General features: G+C 48.0%; 20 protein-coding genes. 12 read left to right on the top strand and 8 right to left on the bottom strand.

Annotated features, from left to right (window positions below):
• Positions 1-5 precede the first annotated feature (5 nt).
• The gene (gene arcB, locus ACXAGX_RS05365) at positions 6-2,363 is read right to left on the bottom strand and encodes an aerobic respiration two-component sensor histidine kinase ArcB (RefSeq protein WP_474837045.1); all 2,358 of its coding nucleotides are present in this window, start codon (positions 2,361-2,363) and stop codon (positions 6-8) included.
• A gap of 732 nt (positions 2,364-3,095) precedes the next feature.
• On the opposite strand from arcB, the gene gltB reads away from it, so the two are divergent.
• The 9 genes from gltB to ACXAGX_RS05320 all read left to right on the top strand — a co-directional run bounded on the left by gltB (position 3,096) and on the right by ACXAGX_RS05320 (position 13,693).
• Entirely contained in the window at positions 3,096-7,562 is a 4,467-nt protein-coding gene (gene gltB, locus ACXAGX_RS05360; protein ID WP_474837043.1) for a glutamate synthase large subunit, read from the top strand.
• Between the two features lie 17 nt (positions 7,563-7,579).
• Positions 7,580-8,995 carry an FAD-dependent oxidoreductase gene (locus ACXAGX_RS05355; protein ID WP_474837041.1) on the top strand — a complete coding sequence of 472 codons (1,416 nt, stop codon included), beginning with the start codon at positions 7,580-7,582 and terminating at the stop codon, positions 8,993-8,995.
• Between the two features lie 187 nt (positions 8,996-9,182).
• Positions 9,183-9,545 carry a hypothetical protein gene (locus tag ACXAGX_RS05350; RefSeq protein ID WP_070124839.1) on the top strand — a complete coding sequence of 121 codons (363 nt, stop codon included), beginning with the start codon at positions 9,183-9,185 and terminating at the stop codon, positions 9,543-9,545.
• Between the two features lie 166 nt (positions 9,546-9,711).
• Entirely contained in the window at positions 9,712-10,299 is a 588-nt protein-coding gene (locus ACXAGX_RS05345; RefSeq protein ID WP_070124837.1) for a DUF2726 domain-containing protein, read from the top strand.
• Between the two features lie 164 nt (positions 10,300-10,463).
• Positions 10,464-11,159 (top strand): 5'-methylthioadenosine/S-adenosylhomocysteine nucleosidase, encoded by a 696-nt coding sequence (mtnN, locus tag ACXAGX_RS05340; RefSeq protein ID WP_474837039.1) that lies wholly within the window; start codon positions 10,464-10,466, stop codon positions 11,157-11,159.
• 10 nt (positions 11,160-11,169) lie between these two features.
• On the top strand, positions 11,170-12,117 hold the full coding sequence (locus tag ACXAGX_RS05335) for a cobalamin biosynthesis protein (protein WP_474837037.1): 948 nt from the start codon (positions 11,170-11,172) through the stop codon (positions 12,115-12,117).
• A gap of 104 nt (positions 12,118-12,221) precedes the next feature.
• Entirely contained in the window at positions 12,222-12,638 is a 417-nt protein-coding gene (locus tag ACXAGX_RS05330) for a rhodanese-like domain-containing protein (protein ID WP_474820851.1), read from the top strand.
• 73 nt (positions 12,639-12,711) lie between these two features.
• A complete protein-coding gene (locus ACXAGX_RS05325) occupies positions 12,712-13,110 on the top strand; it encodes a DUF2721 domain-containing protein (RefSeq protein ID WP_070124830.1) in 399 nt (132 codons plus the stop codon).
• Positions 13,088-13,693, top strand: coding sequence for a GNAT family N-acetyltransferase (locus tag ACXAGX_RS05320; RefSeq protein ID WP_474820847.1), 606 nt, complete (start codon positions 13,088-13,090; stop codon positions 13,691-13,693). The genes ACXAGX_RS05325 and ACXAGX_RS05320 overlap by 23 nt, the downstream gene beginning before the upstream one ends.
• A gap of 39 nt (positions 13,694-13,732) precedes the next feature.
• On the opposite strand, the gene ACXAGX_RS05315 is transcribed toward ACXAGX_RS05320, so the two are convergent.
• Both ACXAGX_RS05315 and ACXAGX_RS05310 read right to left on the bottom strand, forming a co-directional pair.
• The gene (locus ACXAGX_RS05315; RefSeq protein ID WP_474820844.1) at positions 13,733-14,002 is read right to left on the bottom strand and encodes a hypothetical protein; all 270 of its coding nucleotides are present in this window, start codon (positions 14,000-14,002) and stop codon (positions 13,733-13,735) included.
• Positions 14,003-14,144: 142 nt separating this feature from the next.
• On the bottom strand, positions 14,145-14,984 hold the full coding sequence (locus ACXAGX_RS05310; RefSeq protein WP_474837036.1) for a hypothetical protein: 840 nt from the start codon (positions 14,982-14,984) through the stop codon (positions 14,145-14,147).
• A 776-nt stretch (positions 14,985-15,760) separates the two neighbouring features.
• Here ACXAGX_RS05310 and ACXAGX_RS05305 point away from each other — a divergent pair.
• A complete protein-coding gene (locus ACXAGX_RS05305) occupies positions 15,761-16,189 on the top strand; it encodes an NAD(P)/FAD-dependent oxidoreductase (protein ID WP_474820838.1) in 429 nt (142 codons plus the stop codon).
• Positions 16,190-16,275: 86 nt separating this feature from the next.
• Here ACXAGX_RS05305 and tyrS read toward each other — a convergent pair whose 3' ends face one another.
• Positions 16,276-17,478 carry a tyrosine--tRNA ligase gene (gene tyrS / locus ACXAGX_RS05300; RefSeq protein WP_474837034.1) on the bottom strand — a complete coding sequence of 401 codons (1,203 nt, stop codon included), beginning with the start codon at positions 17,476-17,478 and terminating at the stop codon, positions 16,276-16,278.
• Positions 17,479-17,675: 197 nt separating this feature from the next.
• On the opposite strand from tyrS, the gene ACXAGX_RS05295 reads away from it, so the two are divergent.
• Complete coding sequence (locus tag ACXAGX_RS05295; RefSeq protein WP_474837032.1) at positions 17,676-18,965, top strand: OapA family protein; 1,290 nt, start codon at positions 17,676-17,678, stop codon at positions 18,963-18,965.
• A gap of 74 nt (positions 18,966-19,039) precedes the next feature.
• Positions 19,040-19,978: a D-2-hydroxyacid dehydrogenase gene (locus tag ACXAGX_RS05290; protein WP_474837030.1), complete on the top strand. Its 939-nt coding sequence runs from the start codon at positions 19,040-19,042 to the stop codon at positions 19,976-19,978.
• 47 nt (positions 19,979-20,025) lie between these two features.
• On the opposite strand, the gene ACXAGX_RS05285 is transcribed toward ACXAGX_RS05290, so the two are convergent.
• The 4 genes from ACXAGX_RS05285 to ACXAGX_RS05270 all read right to left on the bottom strand — a co-directional run bounded on the left by ACXAGX_RS05285 (position 20,026) and on the right by ACXAGX_RS05270 (position 23,540).
• Positions 20,026-20,598, bottom strand: coding sequence for a glutathione S-transferase family protein (locus tag ACXAGX_RS05285; RefSeq protein WP_474837028.1), 573 nt, complete (start codon positions 20,596-20,598; stop codon positions 20,026-20,028).
• A gap of 128 nt (positions 20,599-20,726) precedes the next feature.
• On the bottom strand, positions 20,727-21,071 hold the full coding sequence (erpA, locus tag ACXAGX_RS05280; RefSeq protein ID WP_070124818.1) for an iron-sulfur cluster insertion protein ErpA: 345 nt from the start codon (positions 21,069-21,071) through the stop codon (positions 20,727-20,729).
• 124 nt (positions 21,072-21,195) lie between these two features.
• Positions 21,196-22,689 carry an AMP-binding protein gene (locus ACXAGX_RS05275; RefSeq protein ID WP_474837026.1) on the bottom strand — a complete coding sequence of 498 codons (1,494 nt, stop codon included), beginning with the start codon at positions 22,687-22,689 and terminating at the stop codon, positions 21,196-21,198.
• A 14-nt stretch (positions 22,690-22,703) separates the two neighbouring features.
• A complete protein-coding gene (locus ACXAGX_RS05270) occupies positions 22,704-23,540 on the bottom strand; it encodes a p-hydroxycinnamoyl CoA hydratase/lyase (protein WP_303572699.1) in 837 nt (278 codons plus the stop codon).
• Positions 23,541-23,567 lie beyond the last annotated feature (27 nt).

The raw sequence follows: 23,567 nt of genomic DNA, 5'->3' as shown, positions 1-23,567 counted from the left end.
GACGACTAGTCCTCAATCATCTGTGTATTAAGCCATTCGTGCAGCGCTTTCATATCGTGCGCCACAGCCATTTGTAGTTCTTCCACCCAGTCATGCACGTTCTGCCACCACGCAGGATGGTCGCCCTGTTGGATCTGGTTCGCAATTCGCTGCACCCGGGACAGCCCCACCGAGCCCGCAGCGCCTTTAATCTTATGCGCCTGTGAGCAGACTTCAGACTTTTCATCGGCACTCAGACTCAGTTGCAGAATTTCCATGTACTCGGGCATTTTATCCTGGAACACTTTCACGCTAGCACGAACCATGTCTTCACCAATGGTATCCACCAGCATTTGCAATAACTCAATATCGAGAATGTTCGATAAGGCTTTGCTGTTGTCCGTTTTAGGCTTGTTCTCCACCTCGGTATGCAGTGGTGCCGCCGGTTCGGTAAACAGGGCATTGAATACTTCAATCACGCGACTTTTCTTAATCGGCTTGGCAATAACATCATCCATGCCGTTCTGCAGATATTCTTCACGCTTCTTAATCACGTTAGCGGTGAGCGCCACCATGGCAGTCCCCATTACTAAGTCTTCGTCGCGAAGGGTATTGGCGACATCAAAGCCAGTCATATCAGGCAGCTGAATATCCAGCAGGATAAGGTCGTAATGGTTGTTACGAGCTTTATCAATTGCTTCCTGGCCGGTCATCGCCACATCGACAGTTTGACCGAGCTTTTCAAGCAGCGCTTTGGCTACCATTACGTTCAGTTCGATATCTTCCACTAACAGAATATTTAAATCTGTTACCAGCAGTTTTGATACCTGCATCGGCGCTTTGGAGATATGTAATGGCAGTGTAATTTCAAACCGGGTGCCCTTACCCACTTGACTGGTTACACTGATATCACCATCCATTAAATCAACCATTTGCTTACAGATGGCCAAACCGATACCGGTACCTGTTGCCGACTGGTGGTCAGGGTGATCGACCTGATAATACATTGCGAAAATCTTGTCGATTTCAGACTCGGGAATACCCACACCGGAATCTTCCACCACATATGTCACCATGGTCATGTCGTCTTTAGCTTCTGTGGCTGACACGCTCAAGCGCACATTGCCCTTCTGCGTAAACTTCACGGCATTAAACAAAATGTTCCACAAAATTTGGCGTAACCGGGTTCCATCCACTTCCACTAATTGTGGCAGAGGCTCTTGAATCTCTGTAATCAGTTCCAGCGACTTATCTGCAGCCAGCAAACGAATGATACTCGCCAGTTCCTGGGTGAAATCTCGCAGGGAAACCGTTTTAAGGCTGAGTTCCAGTTTGTCGCGGTCAAGCTTATCGAGGTCAATAATGTCGTTAAAGATATTACCCAACGTGATAGCACTGGCATAAATAGTACTGACCCAGCTGAACTGCTCGTCGCTGAGATCGGTGTCGCGCAGCATGCGACTTAACCCTACGATGCCATTCAGCGGTGTACGCAATTCGTGAGAGATAGTGGCAATAAACCGGGTTTTATCGGTGCTGGCTTTGGCTGCGGCGTTTTCTGCCTGCTTACGTTCGGTCATATCACGACCGAAAGCCAGCAAACCTAAACGTTTGCCTTCATTATCGAAGAACGGTACCCGTTTCATTTCGAAGTAACGACGACGGTCATCAGCAAACCGTAACCACAGTTCTTCGGTCATACTTTCATTGGTTTCCAGTACTTCGTGGTCTGAGGCTACAATCTGACGAGCCAGTTCTTCTTCGAAAACGTCGTGCAGAGTAAGACCGACCAGCTCGGCTTCGGTTTTACCGGTGAGCATCTCTGCTATCCGGTTACAGCCGGCAAAACGCCCTTCTTCATTGCGGTAATAAATGAGGTCCGGTGATGCATCGATGATGGAGCGTAATAAGGTAGATAAATGCCTGGCTTGCTGCTCAGAATGCGACTTTTCTTCAATTTCCCGTTCGAGATCTTTGAATACCGCTTCGCGATCATCCTGGGCCTTACGTCGCTGTTCCATTTCATGATTGAGCTGTCGAATGTTGCTTTGCAACTCTCGATTCAGAAACACATCTTCTTCGCGTAGACGCTCAAGTTGGCTAACCACTTCTTTCAGATTAACCCGAGACGTTTCTAACTGTTTTACCAGCTCACTAAGAAAGTAAAGCACCCAAGGGGCGGACATCATGGTCAGCACTACCGCGATAATAAAATCGTCAGGCTGAACCTCGTTCCCCATCGCCACACGGATCACGTATGAACCGCCCAACGTGAATACCAGCGTAACCACAACAAAAAGCATGCTGAGCTTCAGCGTGCCAAAACGTTTGATGAACTGAGCAAACTTTATCGCCCAGGAATCATTTGGTGAGTCTTGATGCATAGCAACCGTACTACAAATAACTAAAACTATAACCTGAAGCACTTATATCACTTTCAGCAGGTAAAACCCACAGGTGTCATAATTATGAGTGCATAATTGTGCGTTGCACTTCCTGTTAGCCAATAATAATCATCGAAGGACACATCTATATAAAGGAAGCAACTTGACGACATTCGTCGGCTGACTTTGCGTAACGCTCGTCAGGCGCGTATATTAAATAAACAAATACAACTTTTGTGCGGAAGCCTCAGAAATCCGTCAAAACGATATTCATTCAGCCACACCGGATAAAATCATATAATTAACCACATTAACTGAATGAATATTCAATTTTAAAGCTGTAGACAGGGTTAAACTTTAGTATAAACGTACTAAAGCGGTAGATTTTTGAGCGCCGAGCTCAAAATTCAAACAGGCCAATTAAAACCGTAAGCAACTGATAAAAAACAGCTTTATTAAATAAAAGTAAAATTGATGCCGTCATGTCATTTTTATCATTTGATTTTATATTCTAATGTATGTATTTTGTACGGCCCGCTAAGCAATAGTGCATAAAAATGCGGATAACGACTGGCGTCCTACTAATAATAATTAACGACATAAACAGACGCTTGGAGTATGGTTTATTCCTGCTCTGATTTAACGTCTACACGATATTGTTGAGATGCGTGCCCTTCTCGGGTGACGATCCGACACATGCCTTGTCCAGTCGAAGGTTGAAGGAGTTTTAAGATGAGTTTATATAATCCCAATGATTCCCGGGATAACTGTGGCTTTGGTCTTATTGCCCACACTCACGGGGAAGCCAGCCATGAACTGGTGACGACTGCTATCCAGGGCCTGGACAGAATGCAGCACCGTGGTGGTATTGCCGCTGATGGTGTTACCGGTGACGGCTGTGGATTGCTGCTACAAAAGCCAGATGCCTTTTTTAAGGCCATTGCCGATGAGAACGGCTGGAAGCTGAGTAAGAAATATGCAGTAGGCATGATCTTTCTGAGTCAGGATGACGAGCTGGCACAAGCTGCCAGAGAAGTACTCAACGAGGAACTGGAAAAAGAAACCCTGACCGTTGTTGGCTGGCGTAAAGTGCCGGTAAATCACGATATTCTGGGTGAACTGGCATTAACCGGTGTACCACAAATCGAACAGGTTTTCGTGAACGCCCCTGCGGGATGGCGTAAACGCGACGTAGAGCGTCGTCTGTTTATGGTTCGCCGCCGTGCCGAAAAACGTCTTGAAGAAGACAAAGATTTCTATGTTGCCTGTCTGTCAGGATTGGTAACGATTTATAAAGGCCTGGTTATGCCTAAAGATCTGCCTGCCTTCTATGCAGATCTCGCCGATGAGCGCTTAAAAAGTGCTATCTGTGTTTTCCACCAGCGCTTTTCTACCAATACGCTGCCTAAGTGGCCTCTGGCTCAGCCTTTCCGCTTCCTGGCACATAACGGTGAAATTAATACCATTAAAGGTAACCGTGACTGGGCAATGGCCCGTACCGGTAAATTTTCTACGCCGTTAATTCCTGATCTGAAAGACGCCGCGCCTTATGTTAATACAGAAGGTTCTGACTCGTCTTCACTGGATAACATGCTGGAACTGTTCCTGGCCGGTGGTATGGATTTATTCCGTGCTATGCGCCTGCTGGTTCCGCCTGCGTATCAGAACAACCAGACCATGGATGAGAACCTGCGTGCATTCTACGAATTCAACTCCATGCACATGGAGCCGTGGGATGGCCCTGCCGGTATCGTACTGACCAATGGTCGTCACGTTGCCTGTAACCTCGACCGTAATGGTCTGCGTCCGGCGCGTTATGTGATCACCAAAAATGGCTTCATTACCCTGGCATCCGAAGTGGGTATCTGGGATTACAGTGAAGCTGATGTGGTAGAAAAAGGCCGTGTAGGCCCGGGCGAAATGCTTGCGGTGGACACCTACAACGGTAAAATCTGGCGCTCTAACGAAATTGATGCCGATTTAAAAGACCGTCACCCATATCGCGAGTGGCTTGATAAGCACATCCGTCATTTAACGCCTATCGACCAGATGGACTCATCCCTGCTGGGTAAGCGGGTGTTTGATGACGACACCCTGGCGGTGTATCACAAGCTGTTTAACTACAGCTACGAAGAAATCCAGCAGGTTGTTAAGGTTCTGGCGAAAGATGGTCAGGAAGCTGTAGGCTCTATGGGTGACGATACCCCGATGGCCGTCCTGTCTTCTAAATCCCGTACCGTTTATGACTACTTCCGTCAGCAGTTCGCGCAGGTGACTAACCCGCCCATCGATCCGCTGCGTGAGAACCACGTTATGTCGCTGGCCACCTGTATCGGTCGTGAGCAGAACGTATTCAGCGAAACCTCGGGTTACGCCGACCGCGTATTGTTCTCATCGCCGGTGCTGGTTTACACCGACCTGAAACAGCTGCGTGAGTTTAATCCGGATAACTACTATTCAGAGAAAGTCGACCTGCAATATAAGCAGGAAGAAGGTCTGCGTAAGGCTATCGAGCGCATCTGTAACGAAGTGGAGTATCTGGTTAAACAGAAACGCGCCGCTTTCGTTATTCTGTCTGATCGCAACATCAAGAAAGATCGACTGACCATTCCAGCGGCCATGGCTACCGGTGCGGTTCACCGTCGTCTGGTAGAAAAAGCGCTGCGCTGTGATGCTAACGTGGTGGTAGAAACCGCTTCTGCCCGCGACCCCCATCACTTTGCTGTGCTTATCGGTCTTGGCGCCACCGCGGTTTATCCGTTCCTGGCCTACGAGACCATTGAACAACTGTGCGAAAAAGGCGAGCTGACCTGCAGCGTTAAAGATGCTGTGTTGAACTACCGTAAGGGTATCAACAAAGGTCTGTACAAAATCATGTCTAAAATGGGCATCAGCACCGTGGCGAGTTACCGCAGTGCGAAACTGTTTGAAGCCATTGGTATTAATCAGGAAGTGGTTAATCTGTGCTTTAACGGTGTGCCATCGCGCATTCAGGGCGCCGGTTTCGACGACTTCGAACAGGATGCGATCAACCTTGCCCGTGTGGCATGGCTGAAACGTAAGCCTATGTCCCATGGTGGTCTGCTGAAGTATGTTCACGATGGTGAATATCACGCTTATAACCCGGATGTGGTGAAAACACTGCAAACGGCGGTGGTATCCGGTGAATACAGCGATTATCAGGTTTATGCAAAGCATGTTAACGAACGTGCACCTTCGCACTTCCGCGACTTGCTGAAACTGAATTCACCGAACGAAGCTATCGACATCAGCGAAGTTGAAGGGCCGGAGAATCTGTTTCCGCGCTTCGATACCGCCGCAATGTCTATCGGCGCACTCAGCCCGGAAGCGCACGAAGCGCTGGCGATTGCGATGAACCGTTTAGGCGGTCAATCGAACTCGGGCGAAGGTGGTGAACACCCTTCCCGTTTTGGTACAGAAAAGAACTCTAAAATTAAACAGGTGGCCTCTGGTCGCTTTGGTGTAACACCGCACTACCTGGTTAACGCTAACGTTATTCAGATTAAAGTGGCACAGGGAGCGAAGCCAGGCGAAGGTGGTCAGCTACCTGGTGATAAGGTTAACAAGTACATTGCGCAACTGCGTTTCTCGGTACCTGGTGTAACCCTGATTTCACCGCCGCCACACCACGATATTTATTCTATCGAGGATTTGGCACAGCTTATTTTCGACCTTAAGCAAGTTAACCCTACTGCACTGATTTCAGTAAAACTGGTATCAGAGCCAGGTGTTGGCACCATTGCAACGGGTGTGGCGAAAGCCTATGCCGACCTTATCACCATCTCAGGTTACGATGGTGGTACCGGTGCAAGCCCACTGACCTCGGTTAAGTATGCGGGTAGCCCGTTCGAATTAGGTCTGGCTGAAACACAGCAAGCGCTGATCGAAAACGGTCTACGTCACAAAGTACGTGTACAAACTGACGGTGGTCTGAAAACCGGTCTGGACGTCATCAAGGCGGCATGTCTGGGTGCAGAAAGTTTCGGTTTCGGTACGGGCCCAATGGTTGCGCTGGGATGTAAATACCTGCGAATTTGCCACCTGAACAACTGTGCGACAGGTGTTGCAACTCAAGATCAAAAGCTGCGTGATGAACACTTCATCGGTTTACCGGAAATGGTAATGAACTACTTCAAGTTTATTGCTCAGGAAGTACGTGAACTCATGGCAGCCCTTGGCGTACGTAAGTTCGAAGAACTGGTAGGCCGCACTGATTTACTGGAAATGATTGACGGTATTTCAGCGAAACAAAATAAACTGGATCTGTCTCCGCTGCTGGCAACGCCGGTGGAAGGTGAACATACCCGTCTGTTCTGTTCAGAAACCACCAACCAACCGCTGGATAAAGGTGTTCTGAACGCGAAGATGCTTGACGATGCCCGTGAAGCAGTGCGTGACGGCAAAGGTATCCGTTTGAGCTATCCAATCCGTAACACTGACCGTTCTGTGGGCGCAATGTTGTCTGGCGAAATCGCTAAACATCACGGCAACCACGATATGGAAGATGTACCGGTTGAGATTCAATTCACGGGTACGGCCGGTCAGAGCTTCGGTGTATGGAATGCAGGTGGTCTGCACATGCGTATCGAAGGTGATGCCAACGATTACGTGGGTAAAGGTATGACTGGCGGTAAGCTGGTTATCTACCCGCCGAAGAACATTAGCTTCGACGCGCACGACAGTGCCATTATGGGTAATACCTGTCTGTACGGCGCAACCGGCGGTAAGCTGTTTGCAGCAGGCAGAGCCGGTGAACGTTTCGGCGTACGTAACTCTGGTGTTACAGCAGTAGTTGAAGGTATTGGCGACAACGGTTGTGAATACATGACCGGTGGTATCGTTGCGGTACTTGGCCCGGTAGGCGTGAACTTCGGTGCCGGTATGACAGGTGGCTTTGCTTATCTGTACGACGAAAACGGCGACCTTGATGCCCGTGTTAACCCTGAGTTGGTTGAAATCATGGATATCGGTGATAAAGCCATACTGTCTGAGCACTTACGTGGTTTGATCAATCAGCACTATGAAGAAACGGGCAGCGAGCACTCATTGTCTCTGCTGACGAACTTTGCTGATTCTGTGAAGCGCTTCAAGCTAATCAAGCCGAAAACCAGTGACGTTAAAAACCTGTTGGGCCACATCAGCCGTTCTAGTGACGAGCTGCGGATCCAGGCGCAATAAGAGAGGTAGGTGAAGTAATGGCTAAGAATGTTTACCAATTTGTTGATGTTGAACGGATTGACCCGCCGAAAAAACCTATCATGGTGCGCAAGGGTGAGTTCGCGGAAATTTATCAACCATTAACGCAGTCACAAACCGAAGGCCAGGCAGACCGCTGCCTGGACTGCGGTAATCCGTATTGCGAGTGGAAATGTCCGGTTCACAACTACATTCCACAGTGGCTGAGCCTGGCTAACGAAGGTCGCATCATGGAAGCGGCGGAACTGTCTCACAAGACAAACAGCCTGCCAGAAGTATGTGGTCGTGTATGCCCTCAGGATCGTCTGTGTGAAGGCGCGTGTACCCTGAACGATGAGTTTGGTGCCGTGACCATCGGTAGTATTGAAAAATACATCACCGATACTGCCTTCGAAATGGGCTGGCGTCCGGACATGTCTGACGTAGTGTGGACTGACAAAAAAGTAGCAATCGTCGGTGCAGGCCCTGCAGGTCTGGCATGTGCGGATATTCTGGTTCGTAACGGTGTTAAACCGGTTGTCTTCGACAAGTACGAAGAAATTGGCGGCCTGCTCACTTTCGGTATTCCTTCGTTCAAACTGGAAAAAGACGTGATTAAGCGTCGTCGTGAAATCTTCACTGAAATGGGTATTGAGTTCAGACTCAACACCGAAATCGGCAAAGATATCGACTTCCAGAAGCTACTCGACGAGTACGATTCAGTCTTCCTCGGCATGGGTACGTATAAGTCTATGCAAGGCGGTTTTGACAACGAGCACGTTGAAGGTGTTTATGATGCGCTGCCGTTTCTGATTGCCAATACCAACCGGGTAATGGGTCTGGAAAAAGATCCGGCAGACTTTGTCGATATGAAAGGCAAAACTGTTGTGGTACTCGGCGGTGGTGATACCACCATGGACTGCGTACGTACGTCTATCCGTCAGGGTGCCAAGCGCGTTATCTGTGCTTACCGTCGTGACGAGGCCAGCATGCCAGGTTCTCGCAAAGAAGTTCAAAATGCGAAAGAAGAAGGCGTGGAATTCGTATTCAACGTGCAGCCGCTTGATATCGCGTTAACCGATAAAGGTACTGCAGCTGGTGTGAGTCTGGTAAAAACCGAAATGGGTCCACCAGACGTGAATGGCCGTCGCCGTCCGGTTGAAGTGGAAGGCTCAGAGCACGTGCTTGAAGCTGACGCGGTTATCATTGCGTTCGGTTTCCAACCGAGTCCTGCTAGCTGGTTTGCTGACTACGGCATCATTCTGGACGAGAAAGGCCGTGTTATCGCCCCTGCCGGTGGTAAATACGCTTACCAGACTGCTAACCCGAAAATTTTCGCCGGTGGCGACATGGTGCGCGGCAGTGATTTGGTGGTTACCGCCATTGATGAAGGCCGTAAAGCCGCTGACGGTATTCTGGATTTCCTTAACGTGTAATCCGGTCACCGTAATGATTAAGAGCCACTGTCTTGTACAGTGGCTTTTTTGTTTGTGTAGAGAATACCTGCCGCACAATACTCACGTGTCTTCACAGATACCCACATTTCATTGTTGTATTAATCGATCTCTCCTATAGTTTTTCTACATTGAGAGGCCAGATGGTCTTGTGTTAGGAGAATCGAAAATGAGAACGAAAACCTACAGTCTGATTGCAGCAACCCTACTAAGTGCGGCGTCACTCTCGGTGGCTGCGGCACCAGTGACAGTGGCATGCCCGTCTGATTTTCATAAACTGACGGTGCCATCAGATGCTAAACAGTGTCAGCAATTCGACGCCACATTGCCAGCGACACTGGTATTCTATTCGTCCACCCCACAACAATCGCTGATTGACCATTTCCAGGCTTCGTATCCAGGAATGGCAGTGGTTGCCTCTGTGCAAGGCCGTACCTTACTCACCGCAAACAATGACAATGTACGGGTGATTATCTCTCCCGACAATAAAGGCTCACAGGTGGATATGATGGTATTGGGAGAACAAGAGTAGTTAACGATATTCATCTGACAAGGGCCGGCGCAGCCAGTCTCTTAGGCTAATTTTAACTTGCCGCTCCATGCTGGCACCCGCTTTGCAAAATCCGGATAGCAGATTTATTTCTCACCAGAAAACGTCACAAATTTGACGCTTTGATTTTGTATTCGCGAGGCACATTATGGAACTGGCAATTATTTTAATGATGTTACTGATTGTGGTGGCACTCGGTGCCATGAAACTGTCGGATAGCGGGGTAAGTTTTCCCTTTCGCAGTAAACCGCAACTTTTTACTCCTGTGGAGCACAATTTCCTTAAACTCATCGAGCAAGCAGTAGGCCGGGAGTTTCGGATTGTGTGCCGCGTGCGTTTGAGCGATGTACTTGCAGTACGCGCTAAGGCGAGTAAGAAGCAAGGCTCCAGCGCCATGTCACGTGCATCCTCTAAGCAACTTGATTTTGTATTGTGCGACCGTGAAGACATGACGCCGATTATGGCAATCGACCTAGTACACAACGACGGCAAGAATAAATATAAATCTCAGCGCGACTTTTTCGTCAATGGTGCGCTCGACGCGGCAGGTCTTCCTCATGCTCGGATTAAAGTGAAAACCGGTTATTCGGTGGAAGAAATTCGCGAATGTATTGAAAGCAAGTTGGTAGCATACCGCCGCAGACAACAGAAAATAGCGCAAGCACCTACGCTGAACCCTGCACCAACGAAGCGCCCTACCCGTCCTGTTCGGTCTAGCCGGGCTGCCGCTGCTTAATAAAACAGTTACTCTCCGGGTCGGAATTTCCCCCAAGGATTCCGACCCATTTTCTGCTAATTTCTGTCAGTTTTGCTACTTTCATATTACCATTAGTCAATACCCACTAATCTGCAATCTATGCCAACTCTGGCTATCGTGCAGCTCAGCTACGGAACTCAACTATGAAAATCGGTATTCTTGGTGCTATGGATGAAGAAATAGCGCTACTTCAATCGTCGCTGGAAAATTGCGAAACCCGTCAGTGGAAACACCTGACCTTCTACACTGGCACACTGCATGGTGCAGAGGTCGTGCTGGCGAAATGCGGTATTGGTAAAGTCGCATCAGCACTAGCAACTACCGCACTTATCGAACTTTATGCCCCGGATTATGTGGTGAATACTGGCTCGGCCGGTGGTTTCGACCCGGCTCTGAATGTAGGCGATGTAGTGGTAGGCAGTGCCGTTAAATACCACGACGTGAACATTACCCACTTTGGTTACGAACTCGGACAGTGTGCAGGTATGCCAGCGCACTACGAGTGTGATCAGAAGCTCATTGATGCGGCAACCGCGGCAGCCCAGGAATTGTCTCACGTGCAAAACACCACAGGTATGATTTGTACTGGCGATTCTTTCGTAGGTTCTGATGAGGCCGCGCAAGAAATTAAAGAAACCTTCCCCACGATGAAAGCCGTAGAGATGGAAGGTGCAGCCATCGGCCAGACCTGTTTTATGTTGGAAACCCCGTTCCTGGTTATCCGTTCGTTGTCAGACATTGCTGGTAAAACGTCGTCGGTATCGTTCCAGGAATATTTGGAAACCGCCGCGAAACACTCTGCGCAACTGGTAATGGGAATGATTGCCCGCTTGGCATAAATAACACCGCATGGAAGCACTTTACCAGAGCCCGGTATTACAAAACCTGTTATTGCTGTTGGTGGTAGTGATAATCGACAGCCTCTGGCGCTGGCCGCAGAAATATCACCCCCTCACGCTGTTTCGCTTACTTGCCGACGGCATGGCCAAGAAAGTTAAACCTACCACGTCAGAAAACCCGTCACAGCACCGCATTTCAGGCGCACTGGGTGCTATTGTGCTCATCATGCCGTTTACAGTGCTTGTGGGGATTCTGGTTTCTATGGCGGAATATCCGCTATTTTTTGAAGCAGTAATTTTACTAAGCGTAATGGATTTCGCTCAAATCCGTTTTCACTATAACGCTGTGGTTACCGCGTTAAGCAAAGAGAAAAAAGTACTGGCCCGTGAAATGGCCGGTTACATGGTAGCGCGCGATACCGACAGGCTGTCTGACATTGGTATTGCGAAAGCAGCAATGGAAAGCCTGCTGCTGCGTTTCTACTATCAATTCTGTGGCGTCGTGTTTTGGTTTTTGATTGGTGGACCGGTAGCGGCGCTACTGTTCAGACTGTTATTGCTTTTTAGCTGGCAGTGGCACTGGCGGAAACCCGGATTTTACTGGTTTGCACTGCCCGTGCGCACCATTACCCGCTTGCTAAGTCTTGTACCCGCTTTCATCGGTGCGGGCTTGCTATCACTCGCAACCAATCCTATTAGCGGCTTCAAAGCCCTATTCGCTAGCCCAGCAAAAGACAGCACTTCACTTTTGTTGGCGCTTTCTGGCGGTAGTCTGGGCATTCGCCTGGGCGGCCCCTCGCTTTACGCCGGCAACATGATTCGTTATGCCCGAGTAGGTGGCAAACGTGAAGTCCGATTCTCTGATATGGTGTATTGCCGTCGTGCCATTATCCGCACAATTTTGCTGCTGCTAAGCCTGTTGATAGTGGTACTCACCCTTATTCACGCGTTGCTTTAATTTCTTTCAATAAATACTGAACTATTCGTAGTGCTCCTGCCGTAATAGATGAGGTAAACTGTATTAGGACCGGTCTACGAGTTGCAATGACGATGGATACGACTATGCGCAAACTACTTATTGTTACCACACTGCTTTTCGCAACCATTTTAATTTCGGCGATTTACTGTTCCGATGACGCTGAAGCTGACGGCATCGGGAAAATAACAGCAACGCCCTATTTGCTAGACAAAGTAAAAGCCGATGAATGGCTGCTTATTGATGTACGCAGTCCGCAGGAATACGCTGACGGCCATATTCCAGGGGCGATCAATATGCCTCACGAGCAAATAGATGAATATGTTGAACAGCTTAATGATGCCCGCGACAAACCGATTATCATATATTGTCGCTCAGGCAGACGGGCGATTATGGCAATGCAGATCCTTGAACAGCAGGCATTCACCGATGTGAATCATCTTGAAGGCGATATGCTGGGCTGGACAGAAGCGGGGCTCCCGGTTAATAAATTAGCCATGTAACCCTTGCTCGTATGGTAGCAGAGCCAGTAAGCTGGTAATATTCCGCGCTTTGATTTTAAGCAGATCCACCTGAATGCAGATAGATATCGCCACGCCGGCTATGTTGTTTCCGGCAATCTCACTTCTTCTCTTAGCCTACACCAATCGTTTTTTGACGCTGGCAACGATCATTCGTAATTTTGCCAGAGAAAACCGAGATGAAAATACCCAGGCTCAGATCAGAAACCTCCGTCAGCGCATTTTGTTTATCAAGCGCATGCAGATTGCCGGTGTGGTGAGTTTCTTTCTTTGCGTACTCTCCATGTTAGCGATTTACCTGACTTATCAGAATGTGGGCAATTGGATTTTTGCCCTTAGCTTGGTGTGCCTGATGTATTCGTTATGGATGTCTGTGCGTGAAATTCTGATTTCCGTTGAAGCCCTCGATTTCCACCTGGACGGGATTAAAGATGACAAAAAATCATCAAAATAGCGTCAGCGCCCCTTCCGCAAAAGATATCGAATATTCACCACTGGCCCCCGAACATTTCAATGGCGTGTTATCGTTGGGTAACCGCATTCAGGGTGACGGATACCTGACTCATTTCACATTGGAAGAAATGTATCACCAGGGCTTTCATAACGGCATTAATGCCAGTTATGTAGCGATGTATAGAGGTGAAATCGTCGGCTTCCGTCTTACTTATGCCCATTCTCAATGGCAGCCCGATGAATGGTGTTCAGTGAAGAAGTGGCCTGTCGACCCTACCCGCGTTTGTTACTTTAAATGCAATACCGTGGACGACCATCTTCAAGGTTGTGGCATTGGCAGCACCCTGCTTGCCCTCGCCACAGAGAAAGCGAAGCAGCAAGGTGCCCTCGCTGGCCTGGCTCACATTTGGTTGGGCAGTCCTGGCAACAGCGCCTTTCGCTATTTCAGCAAGAATGGTGGTGAGTTAATTGCACGCCATCCCGGAAAGTGGCGTTACGCGTCTATCCATGAAGGCTACGATTGCCCGGTTTGTCCAGGCTTCTGCGAGTGTGAAGGCGCAGAAATGATGCTGGTTTTTTCATGAGTTACGATCCGCTGATTTCTTTCAATAACTTTTATGAGCTCAATTTTCTTCATAAGAATCCATCATATATTCTGTTTGCTTTCTAAAATTATCCTCAAGCGCAACAATTGCGGCCCACATACCGGAAATAAAAAACAAGCAAATAGCGATAGGCATACTTGCTAAGAACCAAAATTCTTTTCGCATAAAACCTATAAAAGTTAACGGGAAAGAAAATAAAAACACAAGGATAGCCAAATAAAAAGTTACCTTAGCTAAAACTAATAGGACACCCAGGTTTTTAGTATGTATATTTCTGTATGGAATCACTTAACCTCCAGTTGATATCAGATTAACACCTGCTCGTTTGCTGAACCACCTCATAATAACTTTGGATACGAATAGGAACTAAGGTTTACGTCCCCTAGAGCCTATTCATAGTCGGTGAAAAATTAGCACTCAAAATAGAATTTTAACCACATACTTTTTTCCAAGTGCAGGTATGCCTATTTTCCGTCGGTATACAAGGTGCTTTTATATATGAGCAAACTTCACCAACATCTTTTGGATCATTCCCCCATTGGACGTGATAGTAACGCAACCATAGTTCCATATCAAAAAACTGTTCTGCAGTTTTTAACCTATACTCCCTAGATATCTCCGAATTTTTGTCTGGTATCATATTACAATTACTATCAAAAGATTCTTTGGGAACAAATTCAACTTGCCCAGACATAAATCCATACTTTACAAGCACTGAACTATTATCGTTAAATTTTAATCTAACTGGAATAATAGGTAAGAAACTATTGACGTTAAGATACCTAGAAACTGATGCTGCAAAATCATTCGCAATGCCTAACTCAAGTGCGCTCACATCAGCTCTGTTATGTAGTTCGAGCATTACATTCTGCAATTCCTGGTTTGCGTTCTTCACTTCAAATGCATTTGTTGGAGTGATGATGTTGACAGCGGCATAATACTCTCCAAAGTTACAAGCTTGTTCTTGAACTCCAATTTCTTTCAGAGTCAGATTAAATGCCGACAATTTTCGTTGCGAGGTTATAAAATCATTTGCAGAAGATTGACTAACAAGTCTATTTTTGACATCTCGATAAACGATTGAAAAATCGTAGAATGATGCATCTAGTTCGGTTGGCACATTCAACTCAATAGCTTCGATATGCTCTATAAAATCATCTATAATTACTTTAGATATTTTATAGTACTTGATAATACTCTCGTCAGAATTAACTACTAAAACATAATGTGGTCTGGCTTTCGGACGCTTACTTTTAGCTTTTGATAGCATTTGTGAAGATGAACATCCATCGCATTCGAAAACATAGTCTGTTGCAAGCACTTTTTTGGTATAAGTTATAGAGCCGAGCACTACAAGTAGAAAATAGAAAATTTCATTTTAATAACTATCCTTGTTTATCAGAAGTTGATCTTTCCAACATTACCTTACTTTATAAATCGATTTTTATTAATATCACAGTAAAAATCTCGCTACAAGAGTTTTTATTAGAAATGATTTACTGTGAATTTAACGAATTAAATATGAGCATATCCTGTTAATTCCACGACAGGTTATCTTAAGTAGTTTTATACCCGCGAATTCAACTTCCGAGTGCAACACTGATCATACATGCTCATTCTTCATATCCCACGGTGATTTAAAGCCATATCGTTTTCTTGGCGACTGTTATGTCGCCTTTCTATTGCAACACAACCTTCCTGAATTCGGGGCTCCCTCATAGACGTTCGTTTTAGGATATATTGTCTGATTAAACCGTTCGTATTTTCATTACTTCCTCGCTCAAGCACCCGGTTTTCTTGTCTCTGTAAGAGATGTGCGTGTTTGGAATATCTTTACAAGTAATTCAATGTCCAATTCTAAGTTTGTTTCGATTCTGAGTAGGGGTTATGGGGTTTTGATGCAATTGATAAATAGAGTAACTCTTTGTATTTCTCACAACTATGAAGATCGATATATAGACGGTCATTCGTTGTTGAATACTGAACCCAACTAAACCTTTCAACAGAAATGCCAGCAAACTAACTCATATCAGCCCCTCTCGCCTGATGAAATACTACGGGGTGCTACCAGATGGTCGTCTGCTGTTTGGTGGACGTGGTGAAGTAGCAGGAAAAGGTCACGACAGCTTTCAGGCGAAAAGGCGGTTGTACAAAGCGCTACAGCGCAGTTTTCCGGCGCTGGCAGGGCTTGGCATCGCTCACTTCTGGAGTGGCTGGGTAAGTGTGTCTTACGATGATTTACCCCGTATTCGCTATGATGCAACGAATAAAATCGGTTACGCCATGGGCTACTGCGGTTCCGGCGTGTCTTTTGCGGCGCTCGCCGGTAAACGACTGGCTCAGCAGCTACTGGGAGAAAAAATCGATACGTCACTACCCGTTTACGCTGACGATCTGCCCCGCTTCTCTCTGCCACAGTTTCGCCGACTGGCGCTGCGGGGGCTTTATACCTGGGCGGCGATAAGCAAACAGTAACATCGCGGCTCTGCTCAGAAGGACAGAAATCAGCTCAATAAAAAACCCGCCATCAGGCGGGTTTCTTTATTCTTACGTTGGCTGAATTAGGCTGTCAGCGTCACGCGAGCAAATTTGCGTTTACCCACCTGATATACCGCTTCGCCGGCTTCAGTCAGCACCAGACGGGTGTCTTCTACTTTCTCACCGTCGATTTTCACTGCGCCTTGTTTAATCATGCGCATAGCGTCAGAGGTTGAGCCAACTAGACCGGCTTCTTTCAGCAGATTGCCGATAGCAATACCGTCAGCTTCCATGGCAACAGATACTTCTGGCATGTCGTCAGGAATGGCGTTCTTCTGGAAACGCTGAATGAAGTCCTGATGTGCACCTTCGGCAGCCGCTTCATCGTGGAATCGGGCGATAATTTCTTTCGCCAGCTCAATTTTGATATCGCGCGGGTTAGCGCCAGCTTCGACTTTCGCCTTCAACTCTGCGATGTCGTCCAGCGGACGGAAGCTTAACAGATCGTAGTAGCGCCACATCAGATCATCAGAAATTGACATCACTTTACCGAACATGTCGTTAGGCGCATCAGTAATACCAATGTAATTACCCAGCGATTTAGACATCTTCTGCACGCCGTCTAAGCCTTCTAACAGCGGCACCATTACCAGGGCCTGCTGGCTTAAACCTTCGTCTTTCTGCAGTTCACGACCCATCAGCAGGTTGAAGCGCTGATCAGTACCGCCTAATTCCACATCGGCTTTCAGGGCCACGGAATCCCAGCCCTGTACCAGCGGGTAAAGGAATTCGTGAATCGCAATAGGCTGACCATTCGCATAGCGCTTTTTGAAGTCGTCACGCTCAAGCATACGGGCAACGGTTTGACTGGCAGCCAGTTTGATCATACCCGCCGCACCTAGTGCATCCATCCACTCAGAGTTAAAACGGATTTGGGTTTTCTCTTTATCGAGAATTTTGAACACCTGTTCTTGATACGTTTGCGCGTTTTCCAATACCTGTTCTTTGGTTAAAGGCTTGCGTGTCACGTTTTTACCAGTAGGATCACCAATAAGACCGGTAAAATCACCGATCAGGAAAACGACATTGTGGCCTAACTGCTGAAAGGTGCGAAGTTTGTTGATGAGGACGGTATGACCGAGGTGCAGATCCGGCGCAGTTGGATCAAAACCCGCTTTAATGGTCAGAGTCTTGCCTGATTTGAGTTTTTCAATTAACTCTTCTTCTGGCAGGATTTCATCCGTACCTCGTTTAATTTCAGCTAAAGCGGTTTGCCAATCGGTCATGCTCGTACCACACTTATTAGAATTACTGGGAAAAATAATCGGAGCATTTTACGCATCCCAGTGAACCTTTGAAAGACTTGACCGTCAAAAATCGGCTTCCTGCACGATCTAATTGTGAATTTACAGGTACTTTGGTGGAAAGTCGTGCTGTAACACGATATTCTCAGGCTGGGCAGTAATATGAGATTGAAATTACCGTGGTTCTGAAAACATTCAAAAATCTTCCCAAACCACACCGAACCGGGTTGGTGATCGCCAGTTTTTTACTGGGTGGTCTTATTCTTCTTCCTTCCGAACCGGTTGAGGCAAGTCGTCATCAGGAGTCATTGGTCCTGGACGCAGGTGTTCGTTATCCCCTTGATATCGCAGTAGCCGACACGCCGGAAGTGTACGTTGCTGAAGATGAAGGCAGGTGGGAAACCTATAAAGTGGGGCGTGGCGACACGCTGGCTAAAATTTTTAAACGTGCTGGATTCTCACCTCGCGATACCTACGAGGTGACGCAGGCAGGCGAACTGGCGAAAACGCTGGTGACCTTGATCCCTGGCGATGAGTTGTCGCTGCGTGCAAATGAAGATGGCAGTTTCAACGGCTTGCGCTATCGCGTATCGGTTAATGAAACGCTGCTTATTCAGCGCGAAAACGATAAACTCGTTGCCGATATTGAAGCGAAAGACATTGAAACCCGCTACAACTTTGCTCAGGGTGAAATTGACTCCAGTTTCTGGAATGCCGGTGTAGAAGCAGGCCTGACAGATAACCAGATCATGCACCTGGCTGGCATTTTTGGTTGGGACATCGACTTCGCCATGGGTATTCGTAAAGGCGACATGTTCAATATCGTGTACGAAGAAAAGTACATTGATGGTGAGTTTGTTGGTTTTGGCGATATTGTTGCCGCAGAGTTTGTGAATCAGGGTGACCGTTTCGTTGCGATTCAGTACGAAGATGGTAACTACTACACGCCGGAAGGCCGCAGCATGCGCAAGTCATTCCTGCGTGCGCCTATCAACTTCAAGTACGTGAGTTCTAACTTTACCAAAGCCCGTTTCCACCCTGTGCAAAAGCGCTGGAAAGCGCATAACGGCACAGATTACGTGGCAGCGGTTGGCACCCCTGTTATGGCTGCCGGTAACGGTAAGGTGATAGAAGCCTCGTACAATAAGTACAATGGTAACTACGTATTCATTCAGCACGGTGAAAAATACGTGACCAAGTATCTTCACCTGAAAAAGCGCGGTGTAAAGCGTGGCGAAACGGTGAAGCAAGGTCAGACTGTGGGCTATCTAGGTTCAACCGGTATGGTTACCGGTGCGCACTTGCACTATGAATTCCTGGTGAATGGTGTTCATCGTAACCCACGTACTGTTGAGTTACCCAAAGCGGAACCTATCGATCCGAAAGAGCGTGATGCATTTATGCAAATAGCGGAAACCCGTTTGCACGAGTTAGATAATAACAAGCGCATCATGCTTGCAATGAAATAAGTTGTTTTCCCCATTGAAAATGCCCGACGTGTCGGGCATTTTTGTTTCCCCCGATAAAGAAAAGCAAAAGCGCTATGACAACACATCAGGTTACCGTATTAACCGCAGAAGCGTCTGATTACGCTGCACTTGTTCCCGGTTCATTGCCTGAACATGTTGTTCTCGACTGTGTCACCGATAATCCGACAAAAGTCGATTTAGAAAATACCACCATTTTGCTGGCCGACCCGGATTTAGCCGCGCAGGTTATTCCTCACATGCCAAAACTGGTGTGGTGCCAATCAATCTGGGCGGGTAATCGCCCTCTCTTGGCGCTGGACAGAAAAGACTATATCCTAACCCCGGCAAAAGGTGTGTTTGATGTGCAAATGCGTGAGTTTGTATTTACTTACCTGCTGCATTACTGCCGCAATGTTGATGGATACCGTGACGCCCAGCAGCAGAAAGACTGGTTCCAGCCATCCTTTGGCCGTCTGTGCGGAAAAACCCTCGGCATTACCGGTGCGGGCAGTATCGCCAAAGCGCTGTTACCAGTTGCGGCTAGTTTAGGCCTGAAAGTCATCGGCGTTAGCCGTTCCGGCAAGCATCAAGACGGTTACGAGCAAATTTATACCTGGGATACCATGGATGATTTCGCGTCCCGCTGCGACTATGTGTTGAATCTGATGCCAGACACACCCCAGTCGGCAAACCTGCTCAACAAGGATTTCTTTGCCCGACTGCCAGACCACTGCGTGCTGATTAACGCAGGCCGTGGCACAGCTATCGTCGATGAAGATTTGATTGCCGCTCTGGACGCGAATCAGCTGCAGGCGGCGGTACTGGATGTGTTTCGTGAAGAGCCATTACCAGCGTCACACCCGTTCTGGGCGCACCCAAAAATCCGCATTACCCAACATACCGCGGCAGAATCCCGGCCTGAGGATATCGCGGCGTTATTTGTGGATAATCTCGAACTCTTGCTGGAAGGCAAACCGTTACCCCACCAGTTCGATTTTTCCAAGGGATATTAACGAGAAAAGCGCCGATGAAGGCGCTTTTTCTTTTAATGGAAATACAACTAATCTCGCGGATCGGTTGCTGTCACTTCTATTCTGTCGCTATTGGCATGGTGGAAAGCTTTCAGCGCATCTAAGCCGGTAAGCGGATGCAATTCACGGAATTCTACCCAGTCTATCAAGGTAAACAGCGCGATAGAGGGGTAACCCCAACCATCGAACTCGCCAGCATCAGCCATTTCATTCAACAGACTCAGCGTTGACGCGATGCGTTCCTTCTGCAAACGTACAAACAGCTGATCATTAGTGGCTTCAATGCCAGAACGTTTAAGCATAAAGAGTTGCACAAAAGAATCGTTCGCCGCATCGATAAGGGTAAGCTGATTTTCTTGATCCCAACTTAACGGCGGTAAATCCAGTTTCGCAAGCAAATAGCTATGAATGACTCTGGAGTCGAAAATCATCTGACCATCGTCTTCCAGGCAAGGCACTTTCAATGTGGGATTTTTGGAGGCAAGTATGTCTCTCCCCTCACCCTCGAAGATGTTCAAGTTAATGAATTCATGCTCTGTATTTGCCAGTACAATACGAATGCGTCTGACAAACGGTGATGTGGTTGAACCGTATAATTTCATCTTATGATTCCTGTATTGGGGAATTCTCGATTAGTACGGCTAAACAGTAACGGGGATTAGCATAAATTGGTACAGGGTACAGCGGTAAAATCCGACCGGTGAACCCTGTAAAGTGATGAATAACCGGATTAGATACTGAAGCTGGAACCACAGCCACAAGTGGTAGTGGCATTCGGATTATTCACCAGAAAACGTGAACCTTCCAAGCCATCCACATAGTCGACGGTGCCGCCAACCAGATATTGCAGACTCATTGGGTCGACCACCAGCGTAACGCTGTCTTTCTCAATGGTCATGTCGCCCTCGTTCACTTTCTCATCGAAAGTAAAACCGTACTGGAAGCCTGAACAACCACCACCGGTTACGTACACCCGCAGTTTAAGATTCGGATTTTCTTCCTCTGTCACCAGCTCTTTGACTTTTTTCGCAGCAGAATCAGAAAAGTCGATTGGCAGTGCCATTTCTACAGACATAGTTACCTCACAAAAACGCTGAGCAGAATGCTCATCAATCTGCTAATTATCTAATACCTGAGTAGAGCATTCAACTATTAGCGCGAATGAGCGGAATAACTGTCAGCTGTGAAATCGTTTTAACTTACGCCTGCAGGTTTCCTACGAGACTATTTATATCGCATTCCCGCAGAATATTTCGCCGGAGCTTCCCCGTGCCATTACGAGGCAGCGCTTCGATGAGATGTATCACTTTAGGCAGTTTATAGCGGGCCAGCCCTTTTTCCATTTCCCGTAATAAGCCTTCCTTGTCGAAAGATTCATGACTCACAGAGGGCACCACAAACAGACAACCGGATTCTCCCCACTTTTCGTCCGGTACACCTATCAGCGCACATTCGAGTATTTGCGGGAAACGCAGTGCCACAGCCTCAACTTCAGCGGGATACACATTCTCTCCACCGGAGATGAACATATCTTTGATGCGATCCACAATCCGGATATAACCGTCCTCGTCGCTCACGCCAATATCACCGGTCTGAAACCAGCCGTCAGGTGTGAAGCTGCGTTCGTAAGCACGTCGGTTCTTCCATATATCCACAAACAGGTTCGCCCCTTTGATCTGTATTTCACCGGCTTCACCAAATGCCACCGGTTGATTACCCGGTCCGGTCAGCCGCACATCGATACGGTGTGTAGGCAAACCCACGTAACCGGCTTTCTGATCGATAATACGCATATCAAAGCTCATCCCGAGCACGGTGCCGGCTTCACTCATGCCATAGCCGTCCACAATGGGGATGCCGTCATTTAACCATGCTTTGATTTGTACTTCAGGATGCGGCGCACCGCCCGTCAGCAGCGCTTTTAATCCCGTCATTTTTGACGCATCAAAATGTGCCAGTTGACGAAGGGCATTGGCCATTTGGGGTACACAGAAATAATGACTGACCGCCAGCTCAGGATCACACAACCGGTCAAAGGTGCGGGCCGGCTCGAATCCGTCAGAAATGATTAATCGCCCACCGAAGTAAAGCGCAGGACGCACACAGGAAATCAGGCCGATGACATGGAACATGGGGGTCTCGCACAAAAAGGTACTGTGTTCGTCCACATGCCCCAGCAAAGCCATATTCTGCGTGGTTTCCATAATGGTTTGTTCGGTATGTACAATACCTTTTGGTAACCCTGTCGTACCCGATGTGTAAAGGATAAGCGAAGGCGCTGCTGCGTTCTCGTTACCGGTAGCAGATGGTGTCAGTTCGCTGACCAGATCAGGCAGTGCGGAAAGCGCTACATAGGGCAAACCGGCAAGATCAGCCTCTTTATCACCACATACCAGCGAAGGCTCGCAATCATCCAGTAATTGCATCAGTTCTTCCTGAGACAACCGCCAGTTCAGAGGAACAAACAGTACCCCTGCCCGTCCGCAAGCCAGATGCAGCGCCACGGTTTCAGCAGAATTTCTCGCCAGACAAACCAGCCTGTCACCCTTATGCACACCTTGTTGTGACAACCAGGTCACCAGGCGGGAAACGAAACCGTCCCACGCCTCATATGTCCAGCGACGCTGCGAGGTAATGTCGTACACCGCTTCGTCTACGGGACGCAGACGGGCCTGAAAAGAGAGAAAATCCATGCTGCTCACTCCGCTTACTTCTGCTGACTCTTATCGTATGCACCCAGACCCGGCTTATAGGTCTTGTCATCAATAAACTGCTTGATGCCTTCTTTGCGGCCATCGTTATCGAAGCTGTTTGCTGCTTCCTGAGCACGTACCAGATAGTCTTCCGCATTGTCGTAAGTCATTTCTTTCACGCGGCGGATAGCATCTTTTGTGGCTTTCAGGGCGACCGGATTTTTGCCTTTCAGCACATCACAAACTGCCTGTACACGGGCTTTCAGCTCACTCAGCGGCACCGCTTCGTTAACCAGTCCCCACTCTGCCGCAGTTTTACCGTCAATGTTTTCCCCCATCATGGCGTGGTACATAGCTTTACGCAGTGGCAGCAAATCAGCCACGACCTTACTGGCACCGCCGCCCGGCAAAATACCCCAGTTAATTTCACTCAAACCGAATGTGGCTTCTTCGGCCGCAAATGCGAGATCACAGCCGAATAACGGGCCGTACGCACCGCCAAAACACCAGCCATTGATCATGGCAACCGTTGGCTTGTGGTACCAGCGCAGACGGCGCCACCAGCCGTAAGCTTCTGACTGCGCCCTGCGTGTTGCGCCCAGGCCTTTCGCTTCGTTTTCTCGGAAATATTCTTTTAAATCCATGCCCGCACTCCAGGAAGTGCCTTCCCCTGTCAGCACCAGCACGGCTACATCGTCGCTGTACTCCAGCTCATCCAGTACCCGCATCATCTGGCGGTTCAGCGCCGGATTCATGCAATTGCGTTTTTCCGGACGGTTCAGGGCAACCCACGCCACCCCGTTTTCAATCGTCACCGCTACGGTGTTTGCTTCCTGATTTTCTGTACTCACAATCAATCCTTACTCAAAACGATAAAA

It is taken from the genome of Alteromonas sp. ABV4_515 (assembly GCF_056160345.1).
The sequence above is the reverse complement of the archived record's forward strand: the minus strand, read 5'-3'. Positions and strand labels throughout refer to the sequence as shown.

Bases quoted from the DNA above. Each gene is read 5' to 3' on its own strand.
- arcB (WP_474837045.1), bottom strand. From the start codon at position 2,363: ATGCATCAAGACTCACCAAATGATTCCTGGGCGATAAAGTTTGCTCAG.
- gltB (WP_474837043.1), top strand. From the start codon at position 3,096: ATGAGTTTATATAATCCCAATGATTCCCGGGATAACTGTGGCTTTGGT.
- ACXAGX_RS05355 (WP_474837041.1), top strand. From the start codon at position 7,580: ATGGCTAAGAATGTTTACCAATTTGTTGATGTTGAACGGATTGACCCG.
- ACXAGX_RS05350 (WP_070124839.1), top strand. From the start codon at position 9,183: ATGAGAACGAAAACCTACAGTCTGATTGCAGCAACCCTACTAAGTGCG.
- ACXAGX_RS05345 (WP_070124837.1), top strand. From the start codon at position 9,712: ATGGAACTGGCAATTATTTTAATGATGTTACTGATTGTGGTGGCACTC.
- mtnN (WP_474837039.1), top strand. From the start codon at position 10,464: ATGAAAATCGGTATTCTTGGTGCTATGGATGAAGAAATAGCGCTACTT.
- ACXAGX_RS05335 (WP_474837037.1), top strand. From the start codon at position 11,170: ATGGAAGCACTTTACCAGAGCCCGGTATTACAAAACCTGTTATTGCTG.
- ACXAGX_RS05330 (WP_474820851.1), top strand. From the start codon at position 12,222: ATGCGCAAACTACTTATTGTTACCACACTGCTTTTCGCAACCATTTTA.
- ACXAGX_RS05325 (WP_070124830.1), top strand. From the start codon at position 12,712: ATGCAGATAGATATCGCCACGCCGGCTATGTTGTTTCCGGCAATCTCA.
- ACXAGX_RS05320 (WP_474820847.1), top strand. From the start codon at position 13,088: ATGACAAAAAATCATCAAAATAGCGTCAGCGCCCCTTCCGCAAAAGAT.
- ACXAGX_RS05310 (WP_474837036.1), bottom strand. From the start codon at position 14,984: ATGCTATCAAAAGCTAAAAGTAAGCGTCCGAAAGCCAGACCACATTAT.
- ACXAGX_RS05305 (WP_474820838.1), top strand. From the start codon at position 15,761: ATGAAATACTACGGGGTGCTACCAGATGGTCGTCTGCTGTTTGGTGGA.
- tyrS (WP_474837034.1), bottom strand. From the start codon at position 17,478: ATGACCGATTGGCAAACCGCTTTAGCTGAAATTAAACGAGGTACGGAT.
- ACXAGX_RS05290 (WP_474837030.1), top strand. From the start codon at position 19,040: ATGACAACACATCAGGTTACCGTATTAACCGCAGAAGCGTCTGATTAC.
- ACXAGX_RS05285 (WP_474837028.1), bottom strand. From the start codon at position 20,598: ATGAAATTATACGGTTCAACCACATCACCGTTTGTCAGACGCATTCGT.
- erpA (WP_070124818.1), bottom strand. From the start codon at position 21,071: ATGTCTGTAGAAATGGCACTGCCAATCGACTTTTCTGATTCTGCTGCG.
- ACXAGX_RS05275 (WP_474837026.1), bottom strand. From the start codon at position 22,689: ATGGATTTTCTCTCTTTTCAGGCCCGTCTGCGTCCCGTAGACGAAGCG.